Below are 13,656 nucleotides of genomic sequence, written 5' to 3'. Positions count from 1 at the left end.
CCAATACGCCTTGCTCCTCGGGACTCGCAAGCCTTGATCTCGGGCTTCTTACGAAACCGCTGGCGACGGGATTGGCAATGGATTCATTGCTAAACACAATATTTAGGGAGATAAACGATCATGTTTAAAGAACATCTGGCCAAAGTTATCAGTCGAACCGATTTGACCGAAGTCCAGACGGCCGAAATGATGTCGGAGATTTTCGAAGGTCGGACCACGGATGCCCAGGTGGGCGCCATGATGGCGGCTTTGGCCACCAAGGGAGAAACCTTCGAAGAGCTGGCAGGTGCGGCCCGGGCCATGCGGAAAAAGGCCCACCGCATCCAGGCGGCCACCTCGCCGGTGGTGGACACCTGTGGAACCGGCGGTGACGGACTCAAAACCTTCAATATTTCCACCACGACAGCCTTTGTCGTGGCCGGATGCGGGGTGACTGTGGCCAAGCACGGCAACCGCAGCGTTTCCTCCAAGTGCGGCAGCGCCGATGTCCTGGAAAGCCTGGGGGTTAAACTGGACACCGATCCGGAAGTGGTGGAAGAGGCCGTTCAGGAGATCGGCATCGGTTTCCTCTTCGCCCCGCTCTACCACAGCGCCATGCGCCATGCCATGAAGGCGCGCACGGAAATTGGGTTGCGCAGCATTTTCAATATGCTGGGACCGTTGACCAATCCGGCCGGTGCCAATTGCCAACTGCTTGGCGTTTTCGCTCCCCACCTCACCGAGATGTTCGCCGAGGCTCTGCGTCTGCTGGGCGCCAAGAGCGCCTTCGTTGTCCACGGACACGACGGACTGGACGAAATTTCCGTGTGTGCGCCCACGCGGGTTTCCCAACTGGAAGCGGACCGGATTCGTACCTATGATATCTACCCAGAGCAGTATTTCGAGCAACTGGCCCAGCCCGAGGAGATGAGCGGCGGCGACCCCGAGCAGAACGCGGCCATCACCCGTAAGATTCTGGAGGGAGAAAAAGGCCCAAAACGCAACGTGGTGCTGCTCAATACCGCCGCGGCCCTGGTGGCCTGTGAGAAGGCGGATGATTTGAAAGAGGGCGTCGTCAAGGCCGAGGCTGCCATCGACAGCAAAGCGGCTATGGAAAAATTGGAGGCGTTGGTGGAGTATACGCAGGAAAATGGGTAAATAAAGTCTCATGGTGACAGATTTTCTCAACCGGATCATCGAACAAAAAGGGCAAGACATTGCCCGGGCAAGAAAGGTCGTCGTCGAAGCCCGACTGGAGGAGGTGGCCCGGCAGCGCAAGGATTTCCGGTCGCTTTACGAGGCCCTTTCACGGAAAGGAGCCGCCGTCAATATCATTGCCGAAATCAAGCGGGCCTCACCATCCAAGGGGGACATTCGTGCGGATCTGGATGCCGCTGGTGCAGCCCGCCAATATGAAAAAGGCGGTGCGGCGGCTGTTTCGGTGCTTACCGATGCCACCTTTTTCAAGGGGCATCTCGACGACCTCCGGGCGGCACGATCCGCCTGTGGGCTGCCGGTGCTGCGAAAGGAATTCATCATCAGCCGCTACCAGGTATACGAAGCGGCCGCTGCCGGTGCCGATGCCATTTTGCTCATCGTTCGAATTCTCAGCCGGGAAAAGCTGGATCAACTGTACGCCCTGTGCCGCGAACTGGGGATGGACGCCTTGGTGGAGATTCACACCCCTGAAGAGGCACGCATCGTCGCCGCCTCGGACGTTCGCCTGGTGGGCATCAACAATCGCAATCTCAATTCCTTCGAAACCGATATCGCCGTTGCCATGGAACTGGTTTCGCAGCTCGGCCCCGGCCAACTGCCCGTGGCGGCCTCCGGCATATCGGAACCCGACGATGTGCGCCGGAACCTGTCCTTCGGTATCCGCAATTTCCTGGTGGGCGAGAGCATCGTGCGCGCTGAAGATTCGGCCCGATTCATCGAAGAACTGAAGGCGGCGGGCACCCATAGCAATTAGCGACCTTCCTTACAACTCGCTCCTTCGCTCTGCGTGGGAGCGTCGATGTCTTTTATTCGACCGGGGCTGGGGGTTCCCACGCTGGAGCATGGGAACCAGGCATGACCAGCTCCTACGGGGAGAGTCAGCGTGAGGGGGAAATGAAGTGACACCTCAAGTAAAGATCTGTGGCTTGACCCAACCCCGCCAGGCAAGGGACTGTGCCGATCTGGGGGCCGATGCCATCGGCCTGGTCTTTTTCCCGAAAAGCCCGCGCAATGTCACGGTCGAGCAGGCCCGAACCATCGTGGCGGCCCTGCCGCCAACGGTGGCCGCGGTTGGGGTTTTCGTAAACGCCTCCTTTGATGTTGTCATGGAGCGGGTGATCCGATGCGGCCTTTCCATGGCTCAACTCCACGGGCGGGAGACGCCGGATCTGGCCCTGCGGTTGCTGAACGAGGGGGTCGGCGTCATCAAGGCCCTTTTCGTGGACGGCACGCCAGGGTTGAACGATGCCGCGGCCTACCGTGCGGATGCCTTTCTGGTGGAATGTGCCAAAGGCCCTTTGCCCGGGGGCAATGCCATGGTATGGGATTGGGGTGCGGCCCGGGATTTCGGAACGCGTCACCCGCTGGTACTGGCCGGTGGTCTGACCCCGTACAACGTCGCCGACGCAATCGGGGCTGCTTTGCCTGCGGCCGTGGACGCCAGTTCTGGGCTGGAGGCCTCGCCGGGGCATAAGGACCTCGATAAAGTCGCCCGAATGCTGGCCGCTATCAGAAAAACCGGCAAGGCCTATGCCGGCAGGAGGCTGACGCCCGTTTTCCGTCCCAGGGGAGAAGATTTTGATGGCTGACCGTGAAGAGATGCTGGTCATTCCCTATCGGCAATTGAGTACCGAGGCGCTTCGCGGGCTCATCGAGGAATTCGTTACCCGCCACGGGACCGATTCGGGTTACACCAGGGGATCGCTGGAGGAAAATGTGGCCATGGTTCGAAGGCAGCTTGACGCCGGCCAGGCTTTGGTCGTCTTCGACGAGCGCACTCAGACCTGTAATATTTTACCAGCCGAAACCTTGCGAAAAGATGCTCGAAAGCCTTTTTGACTTCCATCCATTGCAATTTGAATAGGAAAACCATGAAATATATCGGTGCCCACGTATCTACCAGTGGCGGCGTGGAAAACGCTCCATTGAACGCCAAAAAAATCGGGGCCACGGCCTTTGGGCTGTTCACCAAAAACCAGCGGCAATGGAAGGCCAAACCGCTTTCCGCCGAATCCATCCGCAAGTTCAAGAAAAACTGCGCCGACGCCGGATATTCACCGGACCGGATCCTGCCCCACGACAGCTATCTGATCAACCTGGGTCATCCCGAGAAGACCGGATTGGAAAAATCGCGCAATGCGTTCATCGACGAGATGCAGCGCTGCGAGCAGTTGGGCCTGATGTTTCTCAACTTTCATCCGGGCAGCCATCTCAACAAAATCACAGAAGAGGCCTGCCTGGCCCGTATCGCCGAGTCAATCAACCTGGCCCTGGAGCAGACCTCCGGTGTGACCGCCGTCATTGAAAACACGGCCGGGCAGGGGACCAACATGGGCCATCGCTTCGAGCATCTGGCTGCCATTATCGACCGCGTCGAAGATAAACAGCGGGTGGGCGTCTGCCTGGATACCTGCCACACGGTTTCGGCGGGCTACGACCTGATTACGCCGGCGGGCTACGAGCAGGCATTGGCCGAATTCGATGCGGTGGTTGGCTTTTCCTATCTCAAGGGCGTTCACCTGAACGACGACAAGAAGGCCTTGGCCAGCCGCGTGGACCGCCACGCCAGCCTTGGAGAAGGCACCCTTGGCCTAGACGTCTTTCGCCGGATCATGAACGATCCCCGCTTCGACGGCATGCCGCTGATCCTGGAAACCCCGGACAGTGACCGATGGGCCGAAGAGATCCGCATGTTAAAGAGGATGATCGAATCGTGAGAAAAACCACGCGCGTTTCGCCTGCCCCGAGCCAGATAAAGTGCCGTTTCTGACTCCGTCATTTCTCTTGTGTAAATGATTCTATTTTTTTTTGTAAGTGTTCACCGGGCACCGCATCTACTTTGTTCCCGAGCCTTTGAAGTACGAAAGACTACGTTTGCATGCCCGGCGCCTCGCATCTACGGCACCCTGTAAACACTTACTGTGCGTGGGTTTGGAATTCCTTGGCATTTCAATCCTGTGAACAGGTACAATTTTTTCACCGCGAACCGTGAAAACGGCTAAAAGTAATCGACCCAGGTTGGTGCGGCCAAATACATAATAGCGATTTTCGGACGAGGAATGCTCTTTGTCGTGTTTTACAAGGGTTGGCTTATTGAAAAAGATTTTTTCACATTCAACAGTTGATACAGGCAAGCTGGGAAGTAATTGGACATGCACCTGGCAGATAAAAGATTCAGGCGAGAATTAAAACTGCCCTATTTTGGCTTCTGGTTCGATCTAAAGTTCAGTTGCCGTGAAATTGAAGTGTTTATGGTCAGGGTATGTATTCTTCTTTCCTTTCCAGATCTCCTCTCGGGGATATGAGAGGCATAAATGAACCGGCGTCTATCCATTCCACTTCGGCGATAATAATTATTATGGGGTGGGATTTGCATTACTATTTTCATATATCTTTACTCGGTATCAAATATTAGTTGATCCAGCGTACGATTAAATTCAATTGGATACAGTAATAGATCATGCAGTACACTTTACTGATCCAGACTTGTTAAAAATCAACGAACGTTTCATGATCCGCGTTTTAAGTTTAATTGGAAGGCAAGCCGTATTTCAGGCTTGCCTTCATCAATTGTAGTTTCCCGCTGTGCAGTTTTTCAATGAGATGCACTTACACTCGAGAAACTTGATCCGTTTGACTCCGAAAACCCTCTTTTTCAAATGGTAACCTTCATGTCCGTTGTCTCTGATGTCCGCTGTCTCTGCTTTATGAAGGTTTTCTATAATTGGTGTTGTGGTTAGGAGTTTCACGGATCTTAAATATGATACAGCAACACACATGCCAGAAGTTTCAAAAGCTTTTATGTATAAAAATAACAGATGGTTTGAATGAAGGAAGATCCTTCTGCCCGGAGAATATTGGGAAATTGATTCAACAATAAGACATTTTTTCTATTGTTGTTCTGGGGTAATTAAGTGGTGGGATCTCAGTTTTCCTTTTTCAGTCCAATCCCTGCAGTCTGACAGGAAAAGACCGATATATGAACTGGATTCCGCAAGGATCGGTATTTATATTATTGACGTTTAAAAGGACGTGTAGAACGGTTCCAACAAAAATTTAGATCAAGTGACATGCAAACAGGTGCTCATCATATGGACATGCAGACGCAGTTGAACGATATCGTCGACCAGATCGGCCACACGGTGCTGGGCAAGCAGGAGCAGATCAAAATGGCGCTGACCTGCCTGTTTGCCGGCGGGCATCTGCTCATCGAAGATATTCCGGGGATCGGCAAGACCACCCTGGCCAAGGTACTTGCCCGTTGCATGGGCCTGGAGTTCAGAAGAGTTCAGTTCACCAGCGACATGCTGCCTGGCGACATCCTGGGAAGCTCGGTTTTCGACCGCAACACGGGCGGATTCGTTTTTCATCCGGGGCCGGTATTCACCCAGGTGCTGCTGGCCGACGAAATCAACCGCGCCACGCCCAAAACCCAGAGCGCCCTGCTGGAAGCCATGGAGGAGGGACAGGTGACCAGCGACGGGGAAACCCGCCGGCTGTCCGATCCTTTTTTCGTTATTGCCACCCAGAATCCCATGGAGCTTTCCGGAACCTTTCCCCTCCCCGAGTCCCAGCTGGACCGTTTTCTCATGCGCATCGAACTGGGCTATCCGGACCGCGCGGCCGAGCGCGAACTGCTGGTCGGCGATCCGGCCAAACGCCAGGCCCTGGCCGAAACCCGGCAGTGCCTGACCCCGAAGGACGTGCTGGCCCTTCAGAAACAGGTCGATGCAATTCACGTATCCGATGCCTTTCTGGACTATCTACAGGATCTGTTGGCCTTTACCCGTTCGGGCACCCACTTTCACATGGGGCTTTCGCCGCGGGCGGGTCTGGCGCTCATGCACGCCGCCAAATCCTGGGCGTTCATCAGCGGCAGGGATTATACGCTGCCCGAAGACCTCCAGGCCGTTCTGATCCCGGTGGTGGGCCACCGCCTTCGATCCCGCGACGACCTGACGGAGATTCCGGCCCGACGGCTCAACACCCTTTTTCAGCAGGTACCGGTTTCATGACCCATGCCATTGCCCGCACTTTTTATCGGCTGGTGGGCGTCCATACCCTTCCGGTCTCCCTGGGTCTGCGCAACATCTATATCCTGCCCACCGGCTACGGGATGCTTTTCCTGGCAGTTCTGGGCGCCATGCTGGTCGGGTCCATCAACTACAACAACAACCTCGGTTTTCTGCTGACCTTTCTGCTGGGCAGCGTAATGCTCACGGCCATGATGCACACCTACGGCATGCTTCACGGCTTGCGCCTGATTGCGGCAACGGCCGCGCCCGCCTTTGCCGGAGAGCCGGCGATGATCGACATCACCATCGACGCCGCCGGGCGGCAGCGCAAGGGCCTGCGCTGGTATTTCAACACCCGGGAAACCGTTGCGCAGGATGCCGAACCCGGAAGGCGGACGCAGGTATCGGTGCCCGTGCCCACCGTGCGCCGGGGAGTGTTGAAACCCGGGCGGCTGCGCATCGTTTCCGAATATCCCACCGGCTTGTTTCGGGCCTGGTCGCGCATCGAAACCGATCTGGAGTGCCTGGTCTACCCCAAACCGGTTTTCGCGGCGCTGACGATAGCCAGCACTGCATCGATTTACGGCGAAGGGGAGGCCCTTCCTGCGGCGGGCGTCGATGACTTTCAGGGCCTGCGGAACTACCAGGCCGGCGACCCGCCGGGGCGCATCCACTGGCAAGCCTATTCGCGGGGGCAGGGGCTGCACGTCAAAACCTTCGATGGCCTGGCTGGTGCCGATTGGATGCTGGATTTAAATGCGATCCGGGGGGGCGATATCGAACGCAAACTCTCCATCCTCTGCTATCACGTACTGGAGGGACACCGCCAGCGCTGCCGGGTGGGTATTAAGCTTTCCGGGCAGACCGAAATTGCCGCCGGAAGGGGCCGGGTCCACCGGGACCGGTGTCTGCGCGCCTTGGCCCTGTATGGGAAGGGGTGACCCATGTCGAAACAGCCCTTTGGCCCGCTGACCCTCGCCTTGGCCGTGGCCATGGCGCCCCTGGTGCTCCAACTGCCTGCATGGGCGGTTCTCTGGTGCGTGTTTGCCTGGGCCTATGTGCTGATCCGGGAAAGACGCAACCGGCCGCCGGTCTCCAGAGTGATGCGCATCGTTATATTCATGGTCGGCCTGTCCGCTGTGCTGGTCTCTGCCGGGCTGCGGTTCGACGGAGGCGACTTCATCGCCCTTCTGGCCGTCATGGCCGGCATCAAGCCGCTGGAGGTCGCCAGCCGGCGGGACAGCATGATTACCGTCTTTCTGGCTTATTTTCTGACCATTACCAGCCTGTTCGTCTTTGAAAACCTATCCATGACCCTCTACCTGTTCGTTTCCGTATGGGTGACCACCGGCGTGCTAGTTCATGTCAACGAACCCGATGGGGCCCTGGGCAGGCAGTTGCGGTTGTCCGGCCGCCTGATATTGGTGGCGATCCCGCTGATGGCCATGCTCTTCCTGCTGTTTCCAAGGCTGTCGGGCAGCTTCTGGGGCGCTCCGTGGGCCCGGCAGGGCCGTTCGGGATTTTCCGGGATCATGCGCATCGGTGACGTCAGCCGGTTGGCACTGGATGACGAGCCGGCTTTTTCGGTCTCCTTCGATTCGGCGGTTCCCGACGTCAACCGGTTGTATTGGCGGGGCATCGTTTTTCAGCGGTTCGACGGTCGGACCTGGCAGCCGGCCCGCAATACCAAAAAGCGCCAAAACAGTATCGCCGGTGAAGACCTGGCCCGCTATACGGTGATTCTCGAGCCCCACGGCTATCGGCACCTGTTTGCCCTGGACCTGCCGGTGACGGCCAATCCCGTGGCCACCATCATGGAAGACCACACGCTGGTCACCCGCCGCCCAGTCCGCCAACGATTCAGCTATGGCGCCGCCTCGTTTCTGGATTATCGGCAGGCGCCGGCCGGACTTCCCGATCCAACCACCCTTGATCTGCCCGACGGGAAAAATCCCCTGACCCTTGCGTTAGGCAAACGGTGGGTCCGAGAATACACCGCACCCGTGGAAATTGTGGACGCCGGCCTGGCTTTTCTCAGGGAAAACGGTTTCGCCTATACCCTGCGGCCGGACCGGTTGGGGCCGGATGCCATCGACGATTTCTTATTCTCCAGCCGCAAGGGGTTCTGCGAGCATTTTGCGGCCGGTTATGCCGTTTTGATGCGGGCTGCCGGCGTGCCGGCGAGGATCGTGGGCGGCTACCAGGGCGGACGATGGAATGCACTGGGAGGCTTTTTTACCGTGCGCCAGTCCGATGCCCATGTCTGGTGCGAGGTATGGCTGCCGGGAAAAGGGTGGGTGCGCGTGGATCCGACCTTCGCCGTGGCTCCCGAACGCATCGATCAAGGGTTGGAACGTGCCCTGGCGCAAGGGAGTTTGGAAGGCTCCTTTGGGCTCGGCAAGCGTTGGTGGCAAACCAACTGGATCGACATGCTGGAAATGACCTGGGAAGCGGTGAACATCCGCTGGAATATGTGGTTCATGGGGTTTTCCGCCGAAGATCAGTTGGCCCTCATGAAACGGCTGGGAATATCTCTTGGTCGGCAGGGCGGCTGGATCGTGGTCATGGTTTTGCCGGCCCTGTTCATCGCTGTTTGCATTTTTGCCGGCCGTTTGGGCCGGCGTACACGCAAACCGTCCTCCGAAGACAAGGCGCTGAAAATCTATTCCCGCTTTCTCAAAAAGACGGCACGGGTTGGCCTGCCCAAAGCCCCGCACCAGGGACCGCTGGCGTATGCCGCCTGGGTATCGGGAAAGGCTCCGGACCTGAAACAGGATGTGGAGAAGATAGCCGGCCTGTATATTGACCTGCGATACGGGCGTGAAGCCGAGGACTCTTCGTTGCAGCAATTCCGTCGGCGGGTAAGGCGATTTCGGCCGGGTAGGAGGACCGATGTCGGAGGAAAGCGGGCGGATGGAGAGTGAGGAGAAATGGGATGAGGATATTGGCAGGTTCGGGGTAAAAACGCTATCCATCGGGATATCAAACGAAACCATTTGGGTCAGCGCAATCCGTGCAGTTAAGGACTCTGTAAAATGGTCCAACAGAAAATGAAAAAAAGAACGTTCTTTACTTTTTTTATCCTGCCTATTTGACGATCGGTAGAATCTTCCGGAAATCGTCGGTGTTTGCACGCAAGGCCCACTGAAAAATGACGATTTCAGTTGAGGCAATCACGGCGCCGGCCTGCCTCATTATATCGATGGCGATGTTTCGATTTTCGTTCACACGGGACGCAACGGCATCGGCTACCAGATGAACCTGAAAACCATTCTTGATAAGATCCAGACAGGTTTGCAGTACGCACACATGCGTTTCCATTCCGACCACTACGATTTTCTTGCGATTGAATGACTGAACGGTTGGTATGAATTCACTTTCAAGGCAGGCACTGAAATGCTCCTTGTGAAACACCTGTGGTGTATCGATTTCCTGCATCAGGTCCGGGAGCGTTTCGCCGAGCCCTTTCCTGTATTGCTCCGTCAATAAAATTGGAATGTTGAGGGCATTTGAAGCCAGGATAAGCTGTTTTGTTTTGCCGGCGACATCCTTCCAGGATCCGATCGCTTTCAGCATCGCTTTTTGGATATCGACAATCAGAAGAAGGCTGTCTTTACGGGTAGCGATGTATCCGGAACGTTGCATTTATATCTCCTTTTTATTATTGGCAGTCTCGTAAAAGGTGCCAGACTCGTCATGCCGGACTTGATCCGGCATCCAGAAGGTATTGAAAAGACTGGATAGCGCTAAAGCTTCACTACGTGCGCCGGCCTGCGCCGGAATGACGAAATGATGAGAACTTCGAACTTTTACGGTTTCATCATTATTGACTATATGCATTTTTAGCTTTTTGACGGCAAAAAAGCCGCAATTCACAATTCGGTTGCCTTGACGTCTCGGCGTCAGGCATTTGCAATCATGATGAGAATGGTTTAATGCTGGCAGCTTCATCAGGGAAAGTCTATCCAAAACCGAAAAGAAGCCCTTCTCATAAGGAACCGCCATGCGCCAGCACCTTAATCGTTATCGGCAACTGTTCTCCGTCAGTCTTCCGCTGGTACTATCCATGGCGGCCGTCACGGTCATGGAATTCACCGACCGGGTCTTTCTGGCCAACTACGATATAGACGCCATTGCCGCGGCCACGCCGGCCGGGGTGGCCTCGTTCCTCATTCTGACCATTTTTACCGGCATCACTGGTTATTTGAATATTTTCATCGCCCAGTACACCGGCGCCGGTGCCCACCATCGCATCGGTCCCTGCATCTGGCAAGGTCTCTATGTTGCCCTGCTGTCGGCTGTTTTGCTGGCATGCATTTCCTTTTTTGCCGGACCGCTTTTCCGTCTGGGCGGCCACGCGCCCGAAGTTCAACTTCTGGAACGCCAGTATTTCCGTATTCTTTGCCTGGGCGGCAGCATCCACGTGGCCGGCATTGTCCTTTCCTGCTTTTTTTCGGGACGTGGCAGGACCCGCCCGGTGATGATCATCACTATCATCGGGATGCTTTTCAACATCCCTTTGGATTACGCCTTGATCAACGGAGTCGGCATGTTTCCGGAAATGGGCATCCGCGGCGCCGGGATCGCCACGGTCAGCGCCTGGACCCTGATCACGCTTCTCTATGCCTGGATGATCTTCAACAAAACCAATGATCGACAGTACCATTTGCTGAGCAGCCGCCGGATGGACAGGGAGCTTTTGGGACGTATTTTGAGAAAAGGTGCACCGGCATCGCTGCAGTTCACCATGGATGTGTTTTCGTTTGCTTTTTTCATTTTTGCCGTCGGGCGTCTGGGTAAGGTAGAACTGGCCGTCAGCAATATCGCCTTTTCCCTGGAGTCCGTCGCCTTCATGCCCGCCGTGGGCTTTTCGCTTGGGCTGTCCACCCTGGTCGGCCAATCCCTGGGTCGGGACGATGTGCAGAGCGCCCTTGATTTCACCCGGCAGACCGTTATCGTGCTCATGGCCTATATCGCCTGCCTGGTTGCGGTGTTTCTTTTCGCTCCCGGGCCGGTGCTGGGGCTTTTCCTGTCCCCAGAACAAGGGCAACTGCTGGAACAAGGCACGGTCGTGCTGCGCATCATGGCACTTTTCATCGTCTTTGACGCCCTTTATTTCACCTTCCTCGGTGTCCTGAAAGGCGCCGGCGACACCGGTTTCATCATGTGGAGCGTTGGGGTGACGACCCTTCTGGTGATGATTGTGCCGCTGACCGTCATCATCGCCTATCTGCACATGGGCCTCGTTGCCTGTTGGATCACGCTGACCCTCTACGTCTTATCGCTGTTTGCGGTGTCGTTCTGGCGATTCAGGCAGGGGAAGTGGAAGCGGATTCGGGTGATTTGAATGCATCGGGCATCGGCTTTGTATTTTCTTGATTTCCGCTGAAGAATTGTATTGGTTGGACAGAGCGTTTCGAATGGAATATATCCCCAACATTATCGCTGTTCGCCGTAACAGATGAAAAGGAGGCCCGATGGATCTTGAGAAAATAATGGAAGGTTTATCAAAAGAACTAACCGTTTCCTTGAAGGCAATGTCGAAAGCAAAAGATCTTGATGAAAAGGAAACGCATAGCCGAATTGTAAAAAATATCTCTGAGTCCTTGGGTGTCTTTTTTGATCTTGCAGGCGAAATGATGCCCTTTGATCTTGACGATGATGACGAGGATTTGGATGGAGATGAGAGGGTCATTCCTTTCTGAGTCCAGTCGTACCACAAGAAACGCTCCCCCATCCCGGAACGCTATTCTTTTTGGTGTAAAACGATAGCATTCCGACAGTAGAAAAGAATCCGGCGAACTTGCGTCCGGCTCACGCAGAAGCAACCTGCCGGGGAAAAAGCCGTTTGCCTTTCAGCCAAGTCTGCCGAATCTTTATATGGTCTGCCAGTTAAGATCCTTTCTAAAGCTGTTCAGCGGCGCGGTCGTCGAACCGAATCGCATCCACCGCGGGGATCAACGGTTCGAACAGATGCTTCTGGGCGTGCTGCGAAAGGCTCAGGGCGAACCCGGTATCTCCGTGCCAGGCGCCCTCCACGGACACCAGGTTCGGCCTGCCGGTCACTCCACGGGCCAGCTTGCAGGCGGCCTCCATGGCTTCTCCTCGCACCACGCTAAAGTAGCAGCAGCCCAGGTGGTCGGGCATGAAACCGGCCAGCTTTTCGGCCAACATCGCCTTTTCCCGGGAAAGCAGGACGAAGTTGCCCTGGTCCGTTTCGAGCGCGGCGGCTTCCAGGGCCTTGGCTAGGACCTCGGGCGGCTGACGGGGATTGTCAGGGTGGCCAATTACCGGCACCACAGCTACAACCAGGAACAGGTGGACCTGTTGACGGCCTTGAACGAACCGCTGGCCCTGGCCCTCATGAACGGCATGCGCTTCAAAGAACTCCAGCGGATGCGGGACCTTCTGGCCGAAGACAACCGGATGCTGAAAAACGAATTATCCAGAGCAACGATCCGGCCGGTTGTGGGAGGGGACCTGGGGCTGAAGCCGGTCATCGAACAGGTCGATCGAACGGCCGCCCTGGATAACCCGGTCCTGCTCTTGGGCGAAACTGGAACCGGCAAGGAACTGATCGCCCGTGCCATTCACGCCGGATCCAGGAGAAACCGCATGCCTTTCGTCTCCGTCAATTGCGGTTCGCTATCGCCCACGTTGGCGGACTCCGAGTTGTTCGGCCATTAAAAAGGCGCTTTTACCGGCGCGATCAACAGGCACAAGGGGTATTTCGAGCGCGCCCACGGCGGCACCCTGTTTCTGGACGAGATCGGCGAGCTTTCCAACGAGATCCAGGTGCGGCTGTTGAGGGTGCTTCAGGAGCAGGAGATCAATCGTGTGGGCGGAAGCCATCCGGTTGCCGTCAATCCCCGCATCGTCGCCGCCACCCATCGCAATCTGGAAGCCCTGGTCAAAGAGGGCCGCTTTCGCCGGGACCTGTATTTCAGGATCCGGGTTTTCCCATCCGCATCCCGCCGCTGCGCGAGCGCAGGCAGGACACTGAGCCGCTTTTGCGCCATTTCGTAAAAATCAAATCGCTGGCCATGAACAAGCTCCCCATTACCGAAATCGACCGGACCGCCCTGCACTGGCTGGAGAACTATCCCTGGCCCGGCAATGTCCGGGAGCTGGAGAATCTCGTCGAAAGGGCCTTGATCCTCCACAACACGGGGCCGTTGGTCATCGAGCCCTTCGAGTCCGAAATCGAGTGCGCCGCAAGCTCCGTATCACGCAAGGCGCAACGGCCCGATCCCCTTTCCCAGGTGGTGGCTTCCCATATCCAGCAGGCGCTCGCCTATGCGGGGGGGCGGATCGAAGGCCAAGGCGGGGCGGCCGAATTGCTTGAGGAGCACCCTTCGACGTTGCGGGCACGGATGAGAAGACTGGGCATCCCTTTCGGCAGAAAGGCGAAAACCGCGGTACAACCAGAGCATTGATCCGGTCC

General features: G+C 56.4%; 15 protein-coding genes and 1 pseudogene. 12 read left to right on the top strand and 4 right to left on the bottom strand.

The window, feature by feature from the left end:
• Positions 1–120 precede the first annotated feature (120 nt).
• The 5 genes from trpD (at position 121) to nfo (ending at position 3,914) form a co-directional block, all read left to right on the top strand.
• Complete coding sequence (gene trpD / locus GN111_RS12220) at positions 121–1,137, top strand: anthranilate phosphoribosyltransferase (RefSeq protein ID WP_155304010.1); 1,017 nt, start codon at positions 121–123, stop codon at positions 1,135–1,137.
• 10 nt (positions 1,138–1,147) lie between these two features.
• Complete coding sequence (trpC, locus tag GN111_RS12215) at positions 1,148–1,951, top strand: indole-3-glycerol phosphate synthase TrpC (protein WP_231715727.1); 804 nt, start codon at positions 1,148–1,150, stop codon at positions 1,949–1,951.
• A 145-nt stretch (positions 1,952–2,096) separates the two neighbouring features.
• Complete coding sequence (locus GN111_RS12210) at positions 2,097–2,786, top strand: phosphoribosylanthranilate isomerase (protein ID WP_155304009.1); 690 nt, start codon at positions 2,097–2,099, stop codon at positions 2,784–2,786.
• Entirely contained in the window at positions 2,779–3,036 is a 258-nt protein-coding gene (locus GN111_RS12205; RefSeq protein WP_231715726.1) for a YheU family protein, read from the top strand. The genes GN111_RS12210 and GN111_RS12205 overlap by 8 nt, the downstream gene beginning before the upstream one ends.
• 32 nt (positions 3,037–3,068) lie before the next feature.
• The gene (gene nfo, locus GN111_RS12200; RefSeq protein WP_155304008.1) at positions 3,069–3,914 is read left to right on the top strand and encodes a deoxyribonuclease IV; all 846 of its coding nucleotides are present in this window, start codon (positions 3,069–3,071) and stop codon (positions 3,912–3,914) included.
• Positions 3,915–4,031: 117 nt separating this feature from the next.
• Here the strand turns inward: nfo and GN111_RS34435 are convergent, their stop codons facing one another.
• A complete protein-coding gene (locus tag GN111_RS34435; RefSeq protein WP_170302243.1) occupies positions 4,032–4,355 on the bottom strand; it encodes a BrnT family toxin in 324 nt (107 codons plus the stop codon).
• Positions 4,356–5,288: 933 nt separating this feature from the next.
• Between GN111_RS34435 and GN111_RS12190 the strand changes: the two genes are divergently transcribed.
• The 3 genes from GN111_RS12190 to GN111_RS12180 are packed head-to-tail and all read left to right on the top strand — an operon-like array spanning position 5,289 to position 9,136.
• The gene (locus GN111_RS12190) at positions 5,289–6,212 is read left to right on the top strand and encodes an AAA family ATPase (protein WP_197740539.1); all 924 of its coding nucleotides are present in this window, start codon (positions 5,289–5,291) and stop codon (positions 6,210–6,212) included.
• On the top strand, positions 6,209–7,153 hold the full coding sequence (locus GN111_RS12185) for a DUF58 domain-containing protein (RefSeq protein WP_155304007.1): 945 nt from the start codon (positions 6,209–6,211) through the stop codon (positions 7,151–7,153). Before GN111_RS12190 ends, GN111_RS12185 begins: the two co-directional genes overlap by 4 nt.
• A gap of 3 nt (positions 7,154–7,156) precedes the next feature.
• Complete coding sequence (locus tag GN111_RS12180; RefSeq protein WP_155304006.1) at positions 7,157–9,136, top strand: transglutaminase TgpA family protein; 1,980 nt, start codon at positions 7,157–7,159, stop codon at positions 9,134–9,136.
• A gap of 163 nt (positions 9,137–9,299) precedes the next feature.
• Here the strand turns inward: GN111_RS12180 and GN111_RS12175 are convergent, their stop codons facing one another.
• Complete coding sequence (locus GN111_RS12175) at positions 9,300–9,857, bottom strand: isochorismatase family protein (protein WP_155304005.1); 558 nt, start codon at positions 9,855–9,857, stop codon at positions 9,300–9,302.
• Positions 9,858–10,217: a hypothetical protein gene (locus tag GN111_RS12170; RefSeq protein ID WP_155304004.1), complete on the bottom strand. Its 360-nt coding sequence runs from the start codon at positions 10,215–10,217 to the stop codon at positions 9,858–9,860.
• Between GN111_RS12170 and GN111_RS12165 the strand changes: the two genes are divergently transcribed.
• Positions 10,216–11,559 (top strand): MATE family efflux transporter, encoded by a 1,344-nt coding sequence (locus GN111_RS12165; protein ID WP_155304003.1) that lies wholly within the window; start codon positions 10,216–10,218, stop codon positions 11,557–11,559. The genes GN111_RS12170 and GN111_RS12165 overlap by 2 nt on opposite strands.
• A 130-nt stretch (positions 11,560–11,689) precedes the next feature.
• Positions 11,690–11,917, top strand: a complete 228-nt coding sequence (locus GN111_RS12160) for a hypothetical protein (protein ID WP_155304002.1) — start codon at positions 11,690–11,692, stop codon at positions 11,915–11,917.
• A gap of 199 nt (positions 11,918–12,116) precedes the next feature.
• On the opposite strand, the gene GN111_RS12155 is transcribed toward GN111_RS12160, so the two are convergent.
• On the bottom strand, positions 12,117–12,512 hold the full coding sequence (locus GN111_RS12155) for an aminotransferase class III-fold pyridoxal phosphate-dependent enzyme (protein WP_170302242.1): 396 nt from the start codon (positions 12,510–12,512) through the stop codon (positions 12,117–12,119).
• 63 nt (positions 12,513–12,575) lie between these two features.
• Between GN111_RS12155 and GN111_RS33905 the strand changes: the two are divergent.
• Together GN111_RS33905 and GN111_RS12140 are read left to right on the top strand one after the other, a co-directional pair.
• A pseudogene (locus tag GN111_RS33905) lies at positions 12,576–13,238 on the top strand (sigma-54 factor interaction domain-containing protein).
• Positions 13,223–13,648, top strand: a complete 426-nt coding sequence (locus GN111_RS12140) for an AAA-type ATPase lid domain-containing protein (protein WP_155303998.1) — start codon at positions 13,223–13,225, stop codon at positions 13,646–13,648. Before GN111_RS33905 ends, GN111_RS12140 begins: the two are co-directional and overlap by 16 nt.
• The last annotated feature ends 8 nt before the right edge of the window (positions 13,649–13,656 follow it).

Source organism: Desulfosarcina widdelii, assembly GCF_009688965.1.
GTDB lineage: Bacteria > Desulfobacterota > Desulfobacteria > Desulfobacterales > Desulfosarcinaceae > Desulfosarcina > Desulfosarcina widdelii.
The sequence above is the reverse complement of the archived record's forward strand: the minus strand, read 5'-3'. Positions and strand labels throughout refer to the sequence as shown.

Bases quoted from the DNA above. Each gene is read 5' to 3' on its own strand.
- GN111_RS12205 (WP_231715726.1), top strand. From the start codon at position 2,779: ATGGCTGACCGTGAAGAGATGCTGGTCATTCCCTATCGGCAATTGAGT.
- GN111_RS12180 (WP_155304006.1), top strand. From the start codon at position 7,157: ATGTCGAAACAGCCCTTTGGCCCGCTGACCCTCGCCTTGGCCGTGGCC.
- trpD (WP_155304010.1), top strand. From the start codon at position 121: ATGTTTAAAGAACATCTGGCCAAAGTTATCAGTCGAACCGATTTGACC.
- trpC (WP_231715727.1), top strand. From the start codon at position 1,148: ATGGTGACAGATTTTCTCAACCGGATCATCGAACAAAAAGGGCAAGAC.
- GN111_RS12170 (WP_155304004.1), bottom strand. From the start codon at position 10,217: ATGGCGGTTCCTTATGAGAAGGGCTTCTTTTCGGTTTTGGATAGACTT.
- GN111_RS12165 (WP_155304003.1), top strand. From the start codon at position 10,216: ATGCGCCAGCACCTTAATCGTTATCGGCAACTGTTCTCCGTCAGTCTT.
- GN111_RS12160 (WP_155304002.1), top strand. From the start codon at position 11,690: ATGGATCTTGAGAAAATAATGGAAGGTTTATCAAAAGAACTAACCGTT.
- nfo (WP_155304008.1), top strand. From the start codon at position 3,069: ATGAAATATATCGGTGCCCACGTATCTACCAGTGGCGGCGTGGAAAAC.
- GN111_RS12185 (WP_155304007.1), top strand. From the start codon at position 6,209: ATGACCCATGCCATTGCCCGCACTTTTTATCGGCTGGTGGGCGTCCAT.
- GN111_RS12190 (WP_197740539.1), top strand. From the start codon at position 5,289: ATGGACATGCAGACGCAGTTGAACGATATCGTCGACCAGATCGGCCAC.
- GN111_RS12175 (WP_155304005.1), bottom strand. From the start codon at position 9,857: ATGCAACGTTCCGGATACATCGCTACCCGTAAAGACAGCCTTCTTCTG.